Below are 17,929 nucleotides of genomic sequence, written 5' to 3' on the forward strand. Positions count from 1 at the left end.
CATCGGAGCCCTGATAATGGGCTTTCTTCCGTAGACCCGCCAAAGCAACGGAAGATCAGCACCGAATAGTCCAAGTCATCGAAAAGGCCGGGTTTTTACCCGGCCTTTTTGCATTTCCAGAGACTTGGCCGAGACTTACGCCGCAGCAGATCCCGCAGCTTCAGCCTCATGCGAGCGGATGCCGATCATGTGGCAGACGGCGAAGACCAGATCGGCCCGGTTCATCGTGTAGAAATGGAAATCACCGACGCCGCGCTCGACAAGGTCCAGCACCTGCTCGGCCGCCACCGCGGACGCCACCAGCGCATGCGTCTGCGGGTCCGTCTGCAGCCCGTCGAAGCGCTCGGCCATCCACGCCGGCACCAGCGCGCCGCAGCGCGCCGAGAAATTGGCGACCTGGGTGAAATTGTGGACCGGCAATATGCCCGGCACGATCGGTATGTAGATTCCGGCCCGCCGTGCCCGCTCGACATAGCGCTCGTAGAGATCATTGTCGAAGAAGAACTGGGTGATTGCCCGTGTCGCGCCATTGTCGACCTTGCGCTTCAGCATGTCGATGTCGGTGGCGAAATCCGGGCTCTCCGGATGCTTTTCCGGATAGGCGGAGACCGAGATGTCGAAATCGCCGACACCTTTCAGCGCCCCCACCAGTTCGGCGCCATTGGCATAGCCGTCCGGATGCGGACGGTAGGCGGCGCCGACGCCCTCGGCCGGATCGCCGCGCAAGGCGACGAAGCGGGTGACGCCCATGTCGGCGAACTCCTGAATGACTTCATCGACCTGGTGACGCGCCGCATCGACGCACGTCATGTGCGCCGCCGGCGTCAGCGCCGTTTCGTTGAGGATGCGCTTGACCGTGCGCGCCGTGCGCTCGCGCGTCGAGCCGCCGGCGCCATAGGTGACGGAGACGAATTTCGGCTTGAGCGGCTGCAGCCGGGTGACTGTGTCCCACAGCCTTGCTTCCATCTCGTCGCTCTTCGGCGGGAAGAACTCGAACGAAACTCTGACCTTGTCGCCAATGTCAGGGCGGCGGGAAAAGCGGAACTGGTTCATCAGGCGGTTTCCCCTATCGGATAGGCATTGGCCGGTTGTGCGTGGTTGGAAGGATCGGCGATCAGCATGCGCTGGTCACGGCCGAGCCACAGTTTGACGGTGAGCCTGGCCTCGTTGCCGCCGCGCGGCTCGAATTCCTGGCTGTCCTCGAGATCGAGCCCGGCCTCGGAAAACCACTCGGTGATCTGCCGGTCGGAAAAGCCGAGCCGCACATGCGCGTGCACGTCGCGCAGGAATTCCAGCGCGTGCGGAGCGAAATCGACGATCACCAGCCGGCCTGCCGGGCGCAGCAGCCTTGCTGCCTCGCGGATGGCGCGGGCGGGATCGTCGAGATAGTGCAGCACCTGGTGGATGGTGACGAGATCGAAGGCGTCGCGCTCGACCGGTGGCGCAAAAATATCGCCCTGGCGCACCTGCGCATTCGAGATGCCGGCTTTGTCGAGATTGGCGCGCGCCACCGTCAGCATCTCGCGCGACATGTCGATGCCGATGCCGCGCCGGTAAAGCGGCGAAAAGATCTCAAGCAGCCGCCCGGTGCCGGTGCCGAGATCGAGCATCGACTGGAACGGCCGCTTGCCGACGAGCTTGAGCAGCGCCGCCTCCACGGCGCGGTCCGGCACATGCAGTGAGCGGATGCGGTCCCAGCTTGCGGCGTTTACGGAGAAATATTCGGCGGCGCGATCCTGCCGCTTGCGCTTGACCGCTGCCAACCGCTCGAGGTCACGCTCGACCTGCGGATCGGCACCCCGGATGCCGGAGACCAGCCTGAGCACGAAATCCCGCGCCGCATCCGAATCCGACAGCCGGAAGAAGGCCCATGAGCCCTCCTGATAGCGGCCGATCAACCCCGCCTCCAGCAGCAGCTTCAGGTGGCGCGAGACGCGCGGCTGTGACTGGCCGAGGATCTCGGTGAGATCGGAGACGGTCAGGTCGCCGCGCGACAGCAACGCCAGGATGCGCAACCGGCTGGATTCGGCCGCCGCCTTCAATGTATCTACCATGGTGTCGAGAGCGACATGCATGCGAGCATTCTCTTTGAAAAAGATATAAACATATGTTTATGTCGATTTTGATAGCCTTGCAAGCGCTATGTCGCTTCCGGACAAGAAAATGGCGCATGCGTGACGGATCGCGCAAAGCCGGAAGCAGGATCGGGGCGAAAAACCATGTTCGAGACGCGCAGCGGCGAAAAGCTTCTGGAAACCGATCCGGCCGATATGCCGCCGGACGGCCATGTCGTCTTCATCGGCCGCATCGCCTCGCCCTGGACTGCGCGGGAAACTTGCCCCAAGAACATGAAAGCCGCGCGGGAAACCGGACAGCAGGCGGTTCTCACGATCGATCAGCGCTATCGTAACGGTCTGCTTGGTTTGGAGCGCGCCAGCCACGTCATCATCCTGTCCTGGCTGCACCACGCACCGCGGACCCTGATTGTTCAGAAACCCCGCCATGCGACTGAACCGAAAGGCGTTTTTTCGCTGCGCTCCCCGGCCCGGCCGAACCCGGTCGGGTTGCATATCGCCAGGCTCGTCGCCCTCGACATCGATACGGGCCGTATCGATATCGATGCCATCGACGTGCTCGACGGCACGCCGGTCATCGACATCAAGCCTTATTTCGCATCGACCGACGCCTTTGCCGAGGCGACCATTGCCGGACGGGACGGGCCCGGACGGGATGGGCAATGAGCGCGCCGACCGGCCGCCGCCGCGCCATCGCCAAGGCGCTGACAGCGCTTTTGCCGCTGGCGCCCTATGCCGACATGGAAAAGATCCGCGCCGACGCCGGCGCGGTGCATATGAAGAGCTTGCCGCCGACGATCGCCGTGTGGCTGGCGACTATCGCCCATATCCGTCATGTGCACACCGACTACGAAAAACTGCTGGCCGAAGGCTACGACCGCGACTCGGCGCGCTTCTTCGTCATGGAACAGACCAACATCGTGCTGACCCGCTGGCGAGCCACACGTCTGCTCGATGACGAGGAGGAAGAGTAACAAGTTCCTCGATGGCCCAGCGGCAGGACCAGCCTGTGTCTTGTACCACCCGCCGAGCCGCTCTATCCCGCCATCTGGGCGGCGAAAAACGATCTGACGGAGGACGTGATGAGCAACTCGATCGATCCGCATGCCAAACCACTGCCCTCGCTCTCCGCCCATCACATAGACCCTCACTCCTATCCGGACGGCGTTGCCTTCCTGGACGGGCAATATCTGCCGATGTCGCAGGCCAAGATCTCGGTGCTGGATTGGGGCTTCCTGCATTCCGACGCCACCTACGACACGGTGCATGTCTGGGGCGGTCGCTTCTTCCGCCTCGACTTGCATCTCGATCGCTTCTTCGGCGGGCTGGAAAAGCTGCGCATGACGATGCCGTTCGACCGCGATGGCGTCGCCGAGATCCTCGAAAATTGCGTGGCGCTGTCGGGTCATCGCGCCGCTTATGTCGAGATGCTGTGCACGCGCGGCACCTCGCCGACCTTCAGCCGCGACCCGCGCGACGCGGTCAACCGTTTCATGGCGTTCGCCGTTCCCTTCGGCTCGGTCGCCAATGCCGAGCAATTGCAGCGCGGCCTGCATGTGGCAATCAGCGACAAGGTGCGCATCCCACCGGCTTCGATCGACCCGGCGATCAAGAACTATCATTGGCTCGACCTGGTGCGAGGCCTCTACGACGCCTATGACCGCGGCGCCGAGACCGCGCTGCTCCTCGATTTCAACGGCAATGTCGCGGAAGGCCCCGGCTTCAACGTCTTTTGCGTGGATGACGGTAAACTGTCGACGCCGGCTGCTGGCGTGCTGCCCGGCATCACCCGTCGCACCGTCTTCGATCTCTGCGCGGAGGCAGGGCTTGCCGTTGCAGCGGCCGATGTCAGCGTCGCTGCGCTGCGTCGGTCCGACGAGGTCTTCATCACCTCGACCGCCGGCGGCATCATGCCGGTGACGATGATCGACGGTATTCCGGTCGCAGACGGCAAGGTCGGCGCGATTACCAAGCGCCTCATCGCGATCTATTGGCAAAAGCACGAAGACCCGGTCTGGTCCAGCCCGGTGCGCTATCTCAGGCCCGGTAAATCCACTGCTCGGGCACACGCACCGAAATCTCCTCGCCGGTCGTGATGCGGCCTGGTTTTTCGACCCAGGCGACGAGGCCGCGCAACCGCTTTGCCGCCTTCGGGAACAGCAATGCGCCGGCCTCGTGGTCGGCCATTCCGGCATTTTCGGCGACCGATCGCCCAGCGATGCGGCAAGGTCCGTTCTGCGCGTCGACCTTGATGGTGACGCCACCCCTGAAGAACAGCAGCGTGCCGGACGGCAGCATGGAGAGATGCGGCAGGCCTTCGATCAACAGATTGGCGCCGATCCACTCCGGCTTGATCTCGGCGATGCCCATCCGCTGGGCGACGATCGCCAGCTCGTCCGCCGCCACAACAGACAGCTGCCGCTCGTTGCGCATCTCGGTGCCGCGTGGATACCAGGGCTCGCGCCCGCCGGAGCGCCGCGTCGCGCCGGCGTGGAAATCGCCGTCGATGCCGTCGAAGCCGAGCCGCAATTCATCCACCGCGCGTGTCTCGAAATGATCCGATGGCGCGACGTAAACCGCTGCCACCTGCGCGGCAAGCTTCCGCGCCGGGATGATTTCGACCGGGTTTTCGGTCTCGGGGAAGAGATCCAGCATAGGCTTCGCTCCTTGCGTGATGCCAAGCAATTAGCTGCAGTGAGCTCATCAGGTCCAGTCTAAAGCACTGATAATCCAATCAAGCAGACTGATGCGATTACACACCGGCGGCCTCTAATGCTGGTGCTGTTCGCGCCAAAGTAGATCAGAGCATGCGCAATAGCGCCCCGCCGATCGAATAGCCGGCGCCGAAGGCGCAGAGCAGGCCATAGTCGCCGGCCTTCATGTCGGCGTGGTTCTCCGACAAGGCGACGATCGCGCCGGCGCCGGCGGTGTTGCCGAGGCGCTCCAGCACCATCGGCGCGCGGTCATGGCCGACCTCGTGGCCGAACGACAGCTTCAGGATCATGGCGTTCATCCGGGCATTGGCCTGATGCAGCCAGAAGCGCCGAATCGCTTGCGGCGTCAGCCCGTGCTCGGCCAGGAACTCGACGATGAACTTGTGCCCGGCGACGGTGACTTCCTTGAACACCTTGTTGCCGACCTGCTTGATCAGGTTGCCTTCCAGATTGATCATATACGGATCGTCTTGGGCGGTGCGCGTGTAGTAGCCAAGATTGGTGCGGATGTTGTTGGACATCTGCGTCCACGTGCGCGTGTCAAGCACCTCGAAGCGCCCCGGCCGCTTGTCGCCCTGGGCAAGTCCCTCGACGATCATCGAGACCGAAGCATCGCCGAAGATGAAATGCGTCTGCCGGTCGCGGAAGTTGAGATGGCCGGTGATGATCTCGGGCGTCGTCACCAGCACGCGCCTGTGTGCGCCCGCCCGCACCAGATTGACCGCAATGTGCAATGCCGCCGCCGCCGATGAGCAGCCAAGGCCCATGTCGAAACCAGCGCCCTTCGTGCCCATCGCCTGCTGCATCTCGATAGCGATGGCCGGATAGGGCCGCTGGTGATGCGAGGCCGAGCAGATCACCAGGTCGATATCCCCAGGCTCCAGGCCGGCATGGTCGAGCGCTTTCCTGGCCGACGCGATGCCGAACTCGGCTTCGAGCGACAGCGCATCGTCGGGCCGCGCCGGAATGCGCGGCGCCATGCGGGTCGGGTCGAGAATGCCTTCCCGTTCGATCACATGGCGGGTCTGTACGCCCGAAGCATGGACGATGAAGGCACTGTCCGACTTCTGCAGCAGCGTCTCCCCCGAAGCCTCGCGGCGGACATTCTCGATGTCGACCCAGGCATTGAAGCTGTCGACCAGTTCTTCATTGGTGATCGAAGGCTCGGGGATTTCAACGCCGATACCGCTGATGATGACGCGATGCATTTCGACCCCATGCGCAGGCGTTGCGGCTCTCATTTGGGCGCCGCGAAGGTTGGGCGCAACTGTTTTTCGTATCTGGTGGGTGTTTACGCCGGCTTAAATCAAATGCCTGAAGAAAAGACCACAACCTTGCGTTGCGGAAATGCGCATGGTGCGGATCAAGCGCCGCCAGGCACTGCCTTTCGGTGTGGCTACCGTTTCTGAGCGGATCGCCGCGCGACTATGAACAGGCGCGGAAAACGCAGCAGCACCTTGCCGTTTGCCGTCTTCGAATAGGCTTGGGTTATTCTGGCAGTGTAGCGATTGAGGAAAAGCCGGCGCTCGTCCTCGTCGAGCGGATCGAGGAACGGCTTCAGCCCGGTCGACTTCAGCCATTCGACAATGGCTTCGGCACCGGCAAGCGGATGATTGTAGGCGGTGTGCCAGATGTCGAGCCGGTCTGAGAACGGCGACAAAAGATCGTAGTAGAACGACACCGGCGGCAGCGGCCCGCCCGCAGCACCCCTAAGCTTTTCGGCAAACGGCATTTCGGCCGCCGTCTCCCGCATCAGCCGGTGCGAGGGTTCGCTCATATTGTCGGGCATCTGCACGGCAAGCGCGCCGCCGGGCGCCAAAAATCCCATCAGCCGCTGGAAGATCGCCGGATGCTCCGGCAGCCACTGGAAAACCGCATTGGCGAAGATCACGTCGACCGGCTGTTCGGGCAGCCACGCCACCGCATCCGCCAGTTCGAAGGTCACTTCAGGCAGACGCGCCCTCGCCTTCTCGATCATGTCAGGCGAGGTGTCGAAGCCGCTGACCTGCGCGCTCGGCCAGCGCGCGACCAGCAATTCGGTAGAATTCCCCGGCCCGCAACCGATGTCGACCACCCGGCGCGGTGCCTCCACCGGCACCTGCGCGACAAGATCGCGCGACGGCCGCGTGCGCTCGTCCTCGAACTTGAGATATTGGGCGGCGGACCAGTCTGCCATTTTCAGCTCATCAGATCATTTGAGAATTCGCCGCCCCAAAAAGCTCTACCTCGTCAGCCGCTTGTACGTCATGCGGTGCGGATTGATCGCGTCAGGGCCGAGCCGGCGGATCTTGTCCTGCTCGTAATCCTCGAAATTGCCCTCGAACCATTCGACATGGCTGTCGCCCTCGAATGCCAGGATGTGCGTCGCCAGCCGGTCGAGGAACATGCGATCGTGCGAGATGATGACGGCGCAGCCGGCGAAGTTTTCCAGCGCGTCTTCAAGTGCCGCCAGCGTTTCCGTATCGAGATCGTTGGTCGGTTCGTCGAGCAGCAGCACATTGCCGCCGGTCTTCAGCATCTTGGCCAGGTGCACGCGGTTGCGCTGGCCGCCGGACAGATTGCCGACCTTCTGCTGCTGATCGCCGCCACGGAAATTGAATGACGCGCAGTAGGCACGGGTGTTGGCCTCGAACTTGCCGAGCTTGATCACTTCGGCGCCGCCCGAGATTTCTTCCCACACGGTCTTGGTCGGATCGAGTGCGTCGCGGCTCTGGTCGACGTAACCGAGCTTGACCGTCTCGCCGACGCGGATCGTGCCGGCATCCGGCTTTTCCTGGCCGGTGATCATGCGAAACAGCGTCGTCTTGCCGGCGCCGTTCGGGCCGATGACGCCGACGATGCCCCCGGGCGGCAGCTTGAATTCGAGATCGTCGATCAGCAGCGTGTCGCCAAAGCCCTTCGACAGGCCCTCGACCTCGATCACCACATTGCCGAGCCGCTCGCCATGCGGAATGACGATCTGGCTGTCGCTCGGACGCCGCTTGTCGGCCGCATCCAGCAGATCCTGGAACGCCTGGATGCGCGCTTTGGACTTGGTCTGCCGGGCTTTCGGGCTGGACTGTATCCACTCGCGCTCGCGGCCGATCGCCCGCTGGCGCGCATCGTCCTCGCGGCCTTCCTGCTTGAGCCGCTTGGCCTTGGCTTCGAGATATTTGGTGTAGTTGCCCTCATAGGGAATGCCGCGGCCACGGTCGAGCTCGAGGATCCAGCCGGTGACGTTGTCGAGGAAGTAGCGATCGTGGGTGATGATCATCACCGCGCCCGGATAGGCGCGCAGATGCTTTTCCAGCCAAGCCGTCGTCTCGGCGTCGAGATGGTTGGTCGGTTCGTCGAGCAGCAGAAGGTCGGGCTGCCGCAGCAGCAACTGGCAGAGTGCTACGCGGCGGCGCTCGCCGCCCGACAGCTTGGTGACGTCGGCTTCCTTGGGCGGGCAGCCCAGCGCTTCCATCGCCATCTCGACCTGCTGTTCGAGATCCCATAGGTTCAGCCGGTCCATCTCGTCCTGGAGCTTGGCCGACTCGTCGGCCGTCTCGTCGGAATAGTTCATCATCAATTCGTTGTAGCGCTCGATGATCGCGGTCTTGGCGGCGACGCCTTCCATGACGTTCTCGAACACGGTCTTGTTCGCATCGAGTGCCGGTTCTTGCGCCAGGTAACCGACGGTGGCGCCTTCGGCCAGCCATGCCTCCCCGCTCCACTCCTTGTCGATGCCGGCCATGATCTTGAGGATGGTCGACTTGCCGGCGCCGTTCGGCCCGAGGATGCCGATCTTGGCGTCGGGGTAAAAGGAGAGGTGAATGTTCTCGAGCACCTTCTTGGTGCCATAGGCCTTGTTGAGGCCGGCCATGTGATAGATGAACTGGCGTGCCACGCGCGCTTTCCCTGAAAAGTCGACTGGATGTCGGATTGAATGGAAGTTGCGCGCTATGTAGGCGATGCCGCGCCGAACGGCAAACTGTTTTGGCATTTCGAACGTGTCACTGGAACTCGATCGGATCGACGGTGCCTTTCGGACAACCCGCATTGTTCGTCGGCACTGATGCCAGCAACAGCTCACTGAGCGAAGAGTTCGGACCGATCGGGCCGGTCAGGCCGAGCGTCAGTTCGCCGATCAGCCGCCTGCCGCTCGAATGGTCGTCCAAACAGGAGACGCGAACCCGATCGCCCGCGCCGGGACCGAAGGCACTGTCGAAGGCGGAGCGGATCTGGTCGGAGGTCAGATCCCGGCCAATTTTTTGCGTGAAAAGATCACGCACCGGTGAAGCATTCACCGCGCGCGTCAGGTTCAGCGCATCGGAAAAATACGCCTGCTGGCTCTTGCCATAACAGGTGCCATGCTTGATCCACTCATGCCTGTCGAGATCGGATGCGGTGCCCGGCATCACCTGATCGAGCTCCGACCGCGTGTTCGGCTCGAGCTCGACCGGCGGCAAATCCTGCCAATGCGCCGGATTGTCGTTCGCCTTGTCGGCCGCTGCCACTTGGCAATAGAAATTTCCGTTCGGCTGCGGCCACAGCCCATGCAAGGTGAAATGCGTCGCGTCAAAACCGGCCGCGGTCTGTGCCTTGCATTCGGTCTTGCTGGGCTTGGTTTCGCAAAAGGCCGGCTGCCAGCTCAGCGCGAGGACATATTCGGGTTTTCCCGAAGCGGGCGCAGCAGACTTCTCCCGGTCGGCTGGCACTGGTGCTGTCGGCATCGTTGACGCGCCCGAAACATGGCCGCAATCGACCTTCACCCAGCGGCGCTCCGGATCGGCCCCTGGCACACGGATCAGATAATGCGTGGGAGCATCCTTGTTGCCGGCCAGAAGCTCGTAGCTCTGCCCCGCATCTGTCGAGATGTTGCCGGGATTCTTGCCGCTCTTGATGGCCTGCGTCGCTGGACAGGTGGCGTCGGCCACGAAGGAGCCGCTCAACTTCACCTCGGCCCACGCAGCACCCGTTAGCGACGCGGCGACAAGCGCCAATCCAAAAACAAGGCCTGTCAGCGTACGCATGGGTACTCTCCGGTTGCAAAATGCCGCGGCAACAGACCGCCGCCCTCTCTCGGTAGCAAATTCTCGATGTCAGAATTGCGTCGCGACACAAGAATGGCGCTGCGGAATACACGGATTGACGCAAAACCGGCGTCGGCGCACACAAACGTCCGCAGGCGCAAAAGACGCGCGGAGACGAAGCGACAATGTCATTCAGCCAGCAGCGCGTGCTGCGATCGCCGACCGGTACCGAGCTCAACCTTTATGTGAAACGTGCCGAGGGCCGCCCGCGCGCAGTCGTCCAGATTAATCACGGGCTGGCCGAACACGCCGCGCGCTATGTCCGCTTCGCTACCTTTCTGGGCGAGCGCGGTTACCACGTCTATGTCCACGACCATCGCGGCCACGGCGCCACCAAGGCGCCAGACGCGCCACTCGGCCAGTTTGCTCAATCGGATGGCGGCGCCAATGTCATCGCCGATGTCGCCGCGGTGCACGACCTGATCGCCGGCGACCATCCCGGCCTGCCCGTCATCGTTTTTGGTCATTCCATGGGCGGCCTCGTGGCCTTGAATTTCATGCTTCACCATTCGAACCGGCTGCACGCCGCCGCCATCTGGAACGCCAATTTTTCCGCAGGGCTGGCCGGCCGTGTCGCGCAAATCATCCTGGCCTGGGAAAAATTCCGGCTCGGCTCCGACATGCCGTCGCGCATGCTGCCGAGACTGACCTTCCAGGCCTGGGGCAAGGCCGTCCCCGATCCCCGGACGCCGTTCGACTGGCTGTCGCGCGACGCAGCCGAAGTCGACAAATACATCGCCGACCCGCTGTGTGGCTGGGATGCCTCGGTGTCGATGTGGCGCGACCTGTTCGGCTTTGTCTTCGACGGCGCCGACGACGCTAATTTTTCCGGGGTCCGCAAGGCCCTTCCGATCTGCCTGGTCGGCGGCGAAAGGGACCCCGCCACCGATTGCGGCAAGGCGGTCGGGCACCTCGCCGGGCGCCTGCGCAGGATGGGCTTTTCGAATCTCGTTTCAAAGGTTTACGCCGAGACCCGCCATGAAAGCCTGAACGAGGTGAATCGAGATATCATCATGAACGATTTCGCCGCATGGGCCGATAGGGTGCTGCAACAAGCGTGATCGACATTGGCGGGTTGGCCCATTGCAAGAACCGTGACAGCAGCACGCGGGATTGATAGTGCATGTTGCCCAAAAGCATGCCCTCGATCTTGAGCCGAGGGTGCGCAGCGGTTTTGGGATGACGACATGCATAAAAGAAATCTAAAGCTGCGTTCCCGATCAATTACGGTGATCCATGACCGAGCCTCCGCTGAAAGGCATCCGCGTAATCGAACTCGCCCGCATCCTGGCCGGGCCGTGGGCTGGGCAGCTGCTTGCCGATCTCGGCGCCGACGTGATCAAGGTCGAGAGCCCGGATGGCGGCGACGACACCCGCAAATGGGGTCCGCCCTTCGTCATGAGCCATGACGGCGAAAACCTTTCGGCCGCCTACTACCATTCCTGCAATCGCGGCAAGCGCTCCATCGCCATCGATTTCTCGACGCCCGAAGGTGCCGAGACCGTGCGCCGGCTGGTCGCGACATCAGATGTGCTGATCGAGAACTTCAAGCTCGGCGGCCTGAAGAAATATCGCCTCGACTATGACAGCTTGCGCAAGATCAACCCGCGGTTGATCTATTGCTCGATCACCGGCTTCGGCCAGGACGGGCCGTATGCGCCGCGCGCCGGCTATGACTTCATCATCCAGGGCATGGCCGGCATGATGTCGATCACCGGCGAAGCCGGCCGCGAGCCGCAAAAAGCCGGTGTCGCCATATCGGACATTTTCACCGGCCTCTATTCGGTGATCGCCATCCAGGCCGCACTTCGCCACGCCGAGAAGACCGGCGAAGGCCAGCATATCGATATGGCGCTCTACGACAGCCAGATCTCGGCGCTCGGCAACCAGAACCTCAACTATCTGGTCTCGGGAAAATCGCCAGTGCAGATGGGCAATGCGCATATGAACATCGCGCCCTACGAAGTGGTGCCGGTGAAGGACGGCCACATCATCCTGGCGATCGGCAATGACGGCCAGTTCGCCAAATTCTGCGCCGCCGTCGGATTGGACGACCTGCCATCGAACCGCGATTTCGCCACCAACCCTGCCCGGGTCGCCAACCGGGCGACGCTGCGCGAGCATATAATCGAGGCGCTGAAGACCTTCGATCGCGATCCGCTGCTGGCCAGACTGGAGGCGGCAAGCGTGCCTGCCAGCCCGATCAACACGATCGGCGAGATGTTCGCCGACCCGCAGACCATCGCGCGCGGCATGCGGCTCGACCTCGACGACGGCCATGGCAATCTGTTGCCCTCGGTGCGCGCGCCGATGGTCATGTCGGGCACGCCGCTGGTCTATGAGCGGCCCTCGCCGCGCCTCGGCGAACACACCAAAGAAATCCTTGCCGAACTGGAGAGGTCAGGAAAATGAAGACCGGCGGACAACTGATCGTCGATGCGCTCGAAGCCAACGGAACGGACCGTATCTATTGCGTGCCCGGCGAATCCTACCTTGCGGTGCTCGACGCGCTGCACGACTCGCCGATCCGCACCATCGTCTGCCGCCAGGAGGGCGGTGCTGCGATGATGGCCGACTGCCATGGTCGCCTGACCGGCAAGCCCGGCATCTGCTTCGTCACCCGCGGCCCCGGCGCCACCAACGCCTCGGCCGGCATCCACATTGCCATGCAGGATTCGGTTCCCGTCATCCTGTTCATCGGCCAGGTCGCCAGCCACGCCAAGCAGCGCGAGGCCTTTCAGGAGGTCGACTACGTCAGGTTCTTCGGCGATATCGCCAAATGGGTGGTCGAGATCGACGACGCCGCGCGCATCCCCGAATTCGTCACCCGCGCCTTCGCGGTGGCGACGTCCGGCCGTCCCGGCCCGGTCGTCATCTCGCTGCCTGAGGACATGCTGACCAGCCTTGCCGACGCGCCAGCGGCCCTGCCCCACACGCCGGTCGAAACACGGCCGGGCGAGGCCGAGCTCGACGCGCTGGAAAAGCTGCTCGGCAAGGCAAAGCGCCCCTTTGTCATCCTCGGCGGCACGCGCTGGGATGCGACGGCCGTCGCGCGAATGCGGACGATCGCCGAAGCCTGGTCGCTGCCGGTCGGCTGCTCCTTCCGCCGCCAGATGCTGTTCGATCATCTCCACCCGAACTACGCCGGCGATGTCGGCATCGGCATCAACCCGAAGCTGGCCACCGCCATCAAGCAGGCCGACCTCGTGCTGCTGATCGGCGGCCGCATGGGCGAGATGCCGTCCTCCGACTACACGCTGCTCAAGAGCCCCTACCCCGACCAGACGCTGGTCCATGTCCATGCCGACGCCGGCGAGCTCGGCCGTGTCTATCGGCCGACGCTGGCGATCAACGCCTCGCCGTCCGCTTTCGTCGAAGCCTTTGCCGGGCGCAAGCCGGCCGCCACGCCGGCATGGGCTGATGAAACGCCGAAGCTGCACGCCGCCTATCTCGACTGGTCGACACCACCCGAAAGCGGCCCCGGCGCCGTCCAGATGGGGCCGATCATGAACTATCTCGAAAAAATCCTGCCCGACGACGCGATCCTCACCAACGGCGCCGGCAACTACGCCACCTGGGTGCATCGCTTCCACCGCTCCCGCCGCTTTGCCACCCAGGCAGCACCGACCTCCGGCTCGATGGGCTACGGCACGCCGGCGGCGGTCGCCGCCAAGGAATTGTTCCCCGAGCGCGACGTGATCGCCTTTGCCGGCGACGGCTGCTTCCTGATGAACGGCCAAGAATTCGCCACCGCCGTGCAGTACGATCTGCCGATCATCGTCGTCGTCGTCAACAATGGCATCTACGGCACCATCCGTATGCACCAGGAACGCGAGTATCCGGGCCGTGTCGTCGCCACCGACCTAAAGAATCCCGACTTTGCCGCTTTAGCCCGCGCCTATGGCGGCCATGGCGAAACGGTCGAGAAGACGGCCGACTTCGCGCCGGCCTTCGAACGCGCCCGCGCCAGCGGCAAGCCGTCGATCGTCGAGATCAGGCTCGATCCCGAGGCGATCACGCCGACCCGGACGATGACCCAGATTCGCGACAGGTCCTGAGCGCCTGAGGCATAGGCCGAGTTCCTTGGCGCCCCCCTCTGCCCTGCCGGGCATCTCCCCCTCAAGGGACCCTCAAGGGGGAGATCGGATGTCACAATTGCTTTCGCCAATTTTCAACGTTGGAGGAAAGGCAGGGCAATGAAGCTGCCAATCTCCCCCCAAGTGGGGGAGATGTCCGGCAGGACAGAGGGGGGCGCTGTCCCGCAAACTTTCGACAGTTTAATGCAGTGCTATAATCGCCGCCGGGCGACGTTGCCCTACATCGCCGCTGCCTTCTCGATCTGCCCGCGGATCTCGCCGTCTTTGTGGGCCGCCGTATGGATGTTGATGTAATATTTCCCGGCCATCAGATCGGCAGCCTGCGCGTCGGTCAGGATCGCCGCCCCCTTGAACGGACTTTTCGGAGCGCCCTTGAACGGGACGACGACGTCGGCATTTTCACCCTTTGCTGCCGGACCGTGAATATGTCCGGCCGTCGCCGGTCCACTGAGACCTGAATACGTCACGTTCCAGGTCAGCTGTTTCGTGGCGGTGTTGAAGCCGAGATCGGCCTCGCCTTTGCCCTCTGTGGTGATGGGCGGATTCTGCTGAGCGCCATCGAGCGTCGCCTTCATCTTCATCATGTCGGCCAAGGCCGGTGAAGCGCACAGGAAGGAAGCCGAAACGGCCAGCGCCGAAAGCATCGGCGAGAAGGATTGCATGCGCATGGAAATCTCCGTTGTGGCGATGACATCCGCTGAAGCTGGATGCACCGCAACAACGGTTGCGGCGAGCGGATGTTTCCACCGGTAACGGCTATTTTACATCCCCACCAAAAGGGGGCGGTCGCCCGCCCCCTTTTTCGACTGCAGAAGCCCAGTTGATCGCCGCTATTGATGGCTCCCTACTTGATGGCTTTGTCGGTGATGGCGGTCGTGTAGGCGCCGGTCGGCTCCTTGGTAATGATCTTCTGGTCGAGCAGCGCCTTGGCGGTGCGCGCGTAGGTCGCCGGGTCGAGCTTGCCGTCGGCATTGTCGATCAGCTTGGCGACTTCGCCCATCATGCGCTTCTGGTGATTCTCGTCCTGGCCGCCATTGTCCATGACGATTTCGGCCGCCTCGTCGGAATTGTCGACAGCGTATTTCCAGCCCTTCATCGAGGCGCGCACGAAACGCACCATCTTGTCCTCGAAGGCCGGATCCTTGAGCTTGTCCTCCAAGGCATAGAGCCCGTCCTCAAGCAGGTCGTTGCCCATGGCCGAGTAGTTGAACACGATCAGCTCTTCCGGCTTGTAGCCGGCATCGATGAGCTGCCAATATTCGTTGTAGGTCATGACCGAAATACAATCCGCCTGCTTCTGGATCAGCGGCTGCACGTCGAAACTCTGCTTCAGCACGGTGACGCCGTCCGGGCCGCCGTCGGTCTTCAGGCCGAGCTTGTTCATCCATGCGTAGAACGGATATTCGTTGCCGAAGAACCAGACGCCGAGTGTGCGGCCCTTGAAGTCGGCTTCGGTCTTGACCGGGCCGTCCTTGGGACAGACCAGCTGCATGCCGGCCTTCTTGAACGGCTGGGCGATATTGACCAGCGGCACACCCTTTTCGCGCGCGGCCAGCGCGCCGCCCATCCAGTCGACGATGACGTCGGCGCCGCCGCCGGCGATCACCTGCTCGGGCGCGATATCAGGGCCGCCCGGCTTGATCTCGACGTCGAGGCCCTCGGCCTCGTAGAATCCCTTGTCCTTGGCGACGTAGTAGCCGGCGAACTGGGCCTGTGTGACCCATTTCAGCTGCAGTGTCACCTTGTCGGCGGCCATCGCCTGGAACGCGGCAAGCGACATCGCGCCGGCCAGCATCGAAACAACAAGTCTTTTCATGTTTTACCCTCTGAAGTTAAGTGTTCACCCTTTTAGGATCAGGACCTTCAATGCGCCCTGATTCCAAACCCGCCACCGCCCTATCCACCACGGACGGAGGGATGCCAAAACGTGACTGCTCTCTCGAAAAGAGCGACCACTCCATAAAAGACCGAACCCGCAAGTGCTGCAACTGCGATTTCGGCCCAGACCATGTCGATATTCATCCGTCCGACTTCGGTCGAAATCCGGAATCCCATGCCGACCACGGGCGTGCCGAAGAACTCCGCGACGATGGCGCCGATCAGCGCCAGCGTCGAATTGATCTTCAGCGCATTGAAAATGAAGGGCGCTGCCGCCGGCAGCCGCAGCTTGAACAGCGTCTGCCAGTAGCTCGACGCATAGGTGCGCATCAGGTCGCGTTCCATATGGCCGGAGGCGGCAAGCCCGGCGACCGTGTTCACCAGCATCGGGAAGAAGGTCATGATGATGACGACGGCGGCCTTCGACTGCCAGTCGAAGCCGAACCACATGACCATGATCGGCGCCACGCCGATGATCGGCAGCGCCGAGACCATGTTGCCGATCGGCAAAAGCCCGCGGCGCAGGAACGGCACGCGGTCGGCCGCGATGGCGGCGAGGAAACCGGCGCCGCTACCGACGACGTAGCCAAAGATCACCGCCTTGAAGATGGTCTGCCGCACGTCGGCGGCCAGCACCGGCAGCGAATTGGCAATGCGCACGCTGATCGCGCTTGGCGGCGGCAGCAGGATGAAAGGGATGCCCGCGCCGCGCGTCACCGCTTCCCAGATAATCAGGATCCAGGCGCCGAAGATCGTTGGGATGGTCAGCCTCAAAGCGGTCGCCGCCCAGCGCGAGGCCGGGCGAAGCGCGGACAGGACCGTCACGCAGCGCCAGGCCAGAAGCCATGCCGCGGCAAGCAGCAGATAGAAGGATGTGCGAGCGGTGCCCTCATTGCCGGTTATGCCGGCGAGCAGCAGCCACGCCGCGCCATGCGCGCCGAGGAAAAGGAATATTGCCCTGGCTACGGGCGGAAAATGGTCAAACTGAATTGCGAGGAGTAGCAGGAAGAAAATCAAAACACCGGTCGTCACATCGTAACCGGGAGTGGCAGTGACAGGCGGCCAAAGAAGCAGCGCTCCGGCAAGAAGCGCAAGCGCTGCATACCCTTGCCAGGAACGAGGCGTGATCGACGAAAGGCTGAGAAGAGAGCTCATGCCGGCCTCCCGCCCATGGCGCGGTCGACGATGCGCCCGGCAATGCCGACCACCATCACCAGCAAGGCGGCCACGACCGAGCCGGCAACCAGCGCCGACCAGATGTCGATCGTCTGGCTGTAATAGGCACCGGCGAGCAGCTTGGCGCCGATGCCGGCGACGGCACCGGTCGGCAGTTCGCCGACGATGGCGCCGACCAGGCTGGCGGCGACCGCCACCTTCATCGAGGTGAACAGGAACGGCACCGACGCCGGCACGCGCAGTTTCCAGAAGGTCTGCGACGGGCTGGCATTGTAGGTGTGCATCAGGTCGAGATGGGTGATCTCGGGCGAACGCAGCCCCTTGACCATGCCGACGGCCACCGGGAAGAACGACAGATAGGTCGAGATCAGCGCCTTCGGGATCAGGCCGGTAACGCCGATCGCCGCCAGCACGACGATGATCATCGGCGCCACCGCCAGGATCGGAATGGTCTGCGAGGCGATGATCCACGGCATCAGGCTGCGATCGAGCGTCGCCACATGCACGATGCCGACGGCAATCACGATGCCGAGCGCCGTGCCGAAGGCGAAGCCGAGCAGCGTCGAGGACAGCGTCACCCAGGCATTGTAGACAAGGCTGCGGTTGCTGGTGACTTTGCGCAGAAAAGTGTTCTCGAAGAAATTCACAGCCACCTGATGCGGCGCCGGCAGCGTCGGCTTCGGCTGCGACATCGTCTTGCCGATGAATTCCACAACGCCCGGCGTCTCGCCGGCACGTCGGTCGAGATCGCGCTGGAACGGCGCGTTGAGGATGGCGGCGAAAACATACCAGACGACCACCACGCCCGCGAGGATAGAGGTCACCGGAACGATCTTGTCGCGAAAGGAGTCCATCTAGCAGCGTTCCCCTCCTCTCCCCAACGGGGAGAGGGTGGCCGGAGCGAAGCGGAGGCCGGGTGAGGGGGTAGAAAT

General features: G+C 63.1%; 17 protein-coding genes. 6 read left to right on the forward strand and 11 right to left on the reverse strand.

Annotated elements, in window-relative coordinates:
* Positions 1-135: 135 nt before the first annotated feature.
* A complete protein-coding gene (gene metF, locus BQ8482_RS36910; protein ID WP_123151982.1) occupies positions 136-1,053 on the reverse strand; it encodes a methylenetetrahydrofolate reductase [NAD(P)H] in 918 nt (305 codons plus the stop codon).
* Positions 1,053-2,075: an ArsR/SmtB family transcription factor gene (locus BQ8482_RS36915; RefSeq protein WP_123151983.1), complete on the reverse strand. Its 1,023-nt coding sequence runs from the start codon at positions 2,073-2,075 to the stop codon at positions 1,053-1,055. The genes metF and BQ8482_RS36915 overlap by 1 nt, the downstream gene beginning before the upstream one ends.
* Before the next feature lie 144 nt (positions 2,076-2,219).
* Here BQ8482_RS36915 and tsaA point away from each other — a divergent pair, with 144 nt between their 5' ends.
* The 3 genes from tsaA (at position 2,220) to BQ8482_RS36930 (ending at position 4,171) form a co-directional block, all read left to right on the forward strand.
* Positions 2,220-2,741 (forward strand): tRNA (N6-threonylcarbamoyladenosine(37)-N6)-methyltransferase TrmO, encoded by a 522-nt coding sequence (gene tsaA / locus BQ8482_RS36920; protein ID WP_123151984.1) that lies wholly within the window; start codon positions 2,220-2,222, stop codon positions 2,739-2,741.
* Complete coding sequence (locus BQ8482_RS36925) at positions 2,738-3,049, forward strand: DUF2293 domain-containing protein (RefSeq protein ID WP_123151985.1); 312 nt, start codon at positions 2,738-2,740, stop codon at positions 3,047-3,049. Before tsaA ends, BQ8482_RS36925 begins: the two co-directional genes overlap by 4 nt.
* A 108-nt stretch (positions 3,050-3,157) precedes the next feature.
* A complete protein-coding gene (locus BQ8482_RS36930; RefSeq protein ID WP_123151986.1) occupies positions 3,158-4,171 on the forward strand; it encodes an aminotransferase class IV in 1,014 nt (337 codons plus the stop codon).
* On the opposite strand, the gene BQ8482_RS36935 is transcribed toward BQ8482_RS36930, so the two are convergent.
* The 5 genes from BQ8482_RS36935 to BQ8482_RS36955 form a co-directional block, all read right to left on the reverse strand.
* Positions 4,113-4,730, reverse strand: a complete 618-nt coding sequence (locus BQ8482_RS36935) for an MOSC domain-containing protein (RefSeq protein ID WP_123151987.1) — start codon at positions 4,728-4,730, stop codon at positions 4,113-4,115. The two genes, BQ8482_RS36930 and BQ8482_RS36935, sit on opposite strands and share 59 nt — an antisense overlap.
* A 145-nt stretch (positions 4,731-4,875) precedes the next feature.
* Positions 4,876-5,997 carry a beta-ketoacyl-ACP synthase III gene (locus BQ8482_RS36940; RefSeq protein ID WP_123152112.1) on the reverse strand — a complete coding sequence of 374 codons (1,122 nt, stop codon included), beginning with the start codon at positions 5,995-5,997 and terminating at the stop codon, positions 4,876-4,878.
* A gap of 188 nt (positions 5,998-6,185) precedes the next feature.
* A complete protein-coding gene (gene tam, locus BQ8482_RS36945) occupies positions 6,186-6,965 on the reverse strand; it encodes a trans-aconitate 2-methyltransferase (RefSeq protein WP_123151988.1) in 780 nt (259 codons plus the stop codon).
* Between the two features lie 45 nt (positions 6,966-7,010).
* Entirely contained in the window at positions 7,011-8,660 is a 1,650-nt protein-coding gene (gene ettA, locus BQ8482_RS36950) for an energy-dependent translational throttle protein EttA (protein ID WP_123152113.1), read from the reverse strand.
* A 106-nt stretch (positions 8,661-8,766) separates the two neighbouring features.
* Positions 8,767-9,786 (reverse strand): ribonuclease T2 family protein, encoded by a 1,020-nt coding sequence (locus BQ8482_RS36955; protein ID WP_123151989.1) that lies wholly within the window; start codon positions 9,784-9,786, stop codon positions 8,767-8,769.
* A gap of 185 nt (positions 9,787-9,971) precedes the next feature.
* Between BQ8482_RS36955 and BQ8482_RS36960 the strand changes: the two genes are divergently transcribed.
* From BQ8482_RS36960 to BQ8482_RS36970, 3 genes are all read left to right on the forward strand, one after another.
* On the forward strand, positions 9,972-10,907 hold the full coding sequence (locus BQ8482_RS36960; RefSeq protein ID WP_123151990.1) for an alpha/beta fold hydrolase: 936 nt from the start codon (positions 9,972-9,974) through the stop codon (positions 10,905-10,907).
* A gap of 175 nt (positions 10,908-11,082) precedes the next feature.
* Positions 11,083-12,258: a CaiB/BaiF CoA transferase family protein gene (locus BQ8482_RS36965; protein ID WP_123151991.1), complete on the forward strand. Its 1,176-nt coding sequence runs from the start codon at positions 11,083-11,085 to the stop codon at positions 12,256-12,258.
* Entirely contained in the window at positions 12,255-13,904 is a 1,650-nt protein-coding gene (locus BQ8482_RS36970) for a thiamine pyrophosphate-binding protein (RefSeq protein ID WP_123151992.1), read from the forward strand. Before BQ8482_RS36965 ends, BQ8482_RS36970 begins: the two co-directional genes overlap by 4 nt.
* A gap of 257 nt (positions 13,905-14,161) precedes the next feature.
* On the opposite strand, the gene BQ8482_RS36980 is transcribed toward BQ8482_RS36970, so the two are convergent.
* The 4 genes from BQ8482_RS36980 to BQ8482_RS36995 all read right to left on the reverse strand — a co-directional run bounded on the left by BQ8482_RS36980 (position 14,162) and on the right by BQ8482_RS36995 (position 17,851).
* The gene (locus tag BQ8482_RS36980) at positions 14,162-14,611 is read right to left on the reverse strand and encodes a CHRD domain-containing protein (protein ID WP_123151993.1); all 450 of its coding nucleotides are present in this window, start codon (positions 14,609-14,611) and stop codon (positions 14,162-14,164) included.
* A 176-nt stretch (positions 14,612-14,787) separates the two neighbouring features.
* Complete coding sequence (locus BQ8482_RS36985; protein WP_123151994.1) at positions 14,788-15,759, reverse strand: ABC transporter substrate-binding protein; 972 nt, start codon at positions 15,757-15,759, stop codon at positions 14,788-14,790.
* Between the two features lie 80 nt (positions 15,760-15,839).
* A complete protein-coding gene (locus BQ8482_RS36990) occupies positions 15,840-16,976 on the reverse strand; it encodes an ABC transporter permease (protein ID WP_123151995.1) in 1,137 nt (378 codons plus the stop codon).
* Positions 16,973-17,851 carry an ABC transporter permease gene (locus BQ8482_RS36995; RefSeq protein WP_123151996.1) on the reverse strand — a complete coding sequence of 293 codons (879 nt, stop codon included), beginning with the start codon at positions 17,849-17,851 and terminating at the stop codon, positions 16,973-16,975. Before BQ8482_RS36995 ends, BQ8482_RS36990 begins: the two co-directional genes overlap by 4 nt.
* Positions 17,852-17,929: the final 78 nt, after the last annotated feature.

The organism is Mesorhizobium delmotii (genome assembly GCF_900149755.1).
Taxonomy (GTDB): Bacteria; Pseudomonadota; Alphaproteobacteria; order Rhizobiales; family Rhizobiaceae; genus Mesorhizobium; species Mesorhizobium delmotii.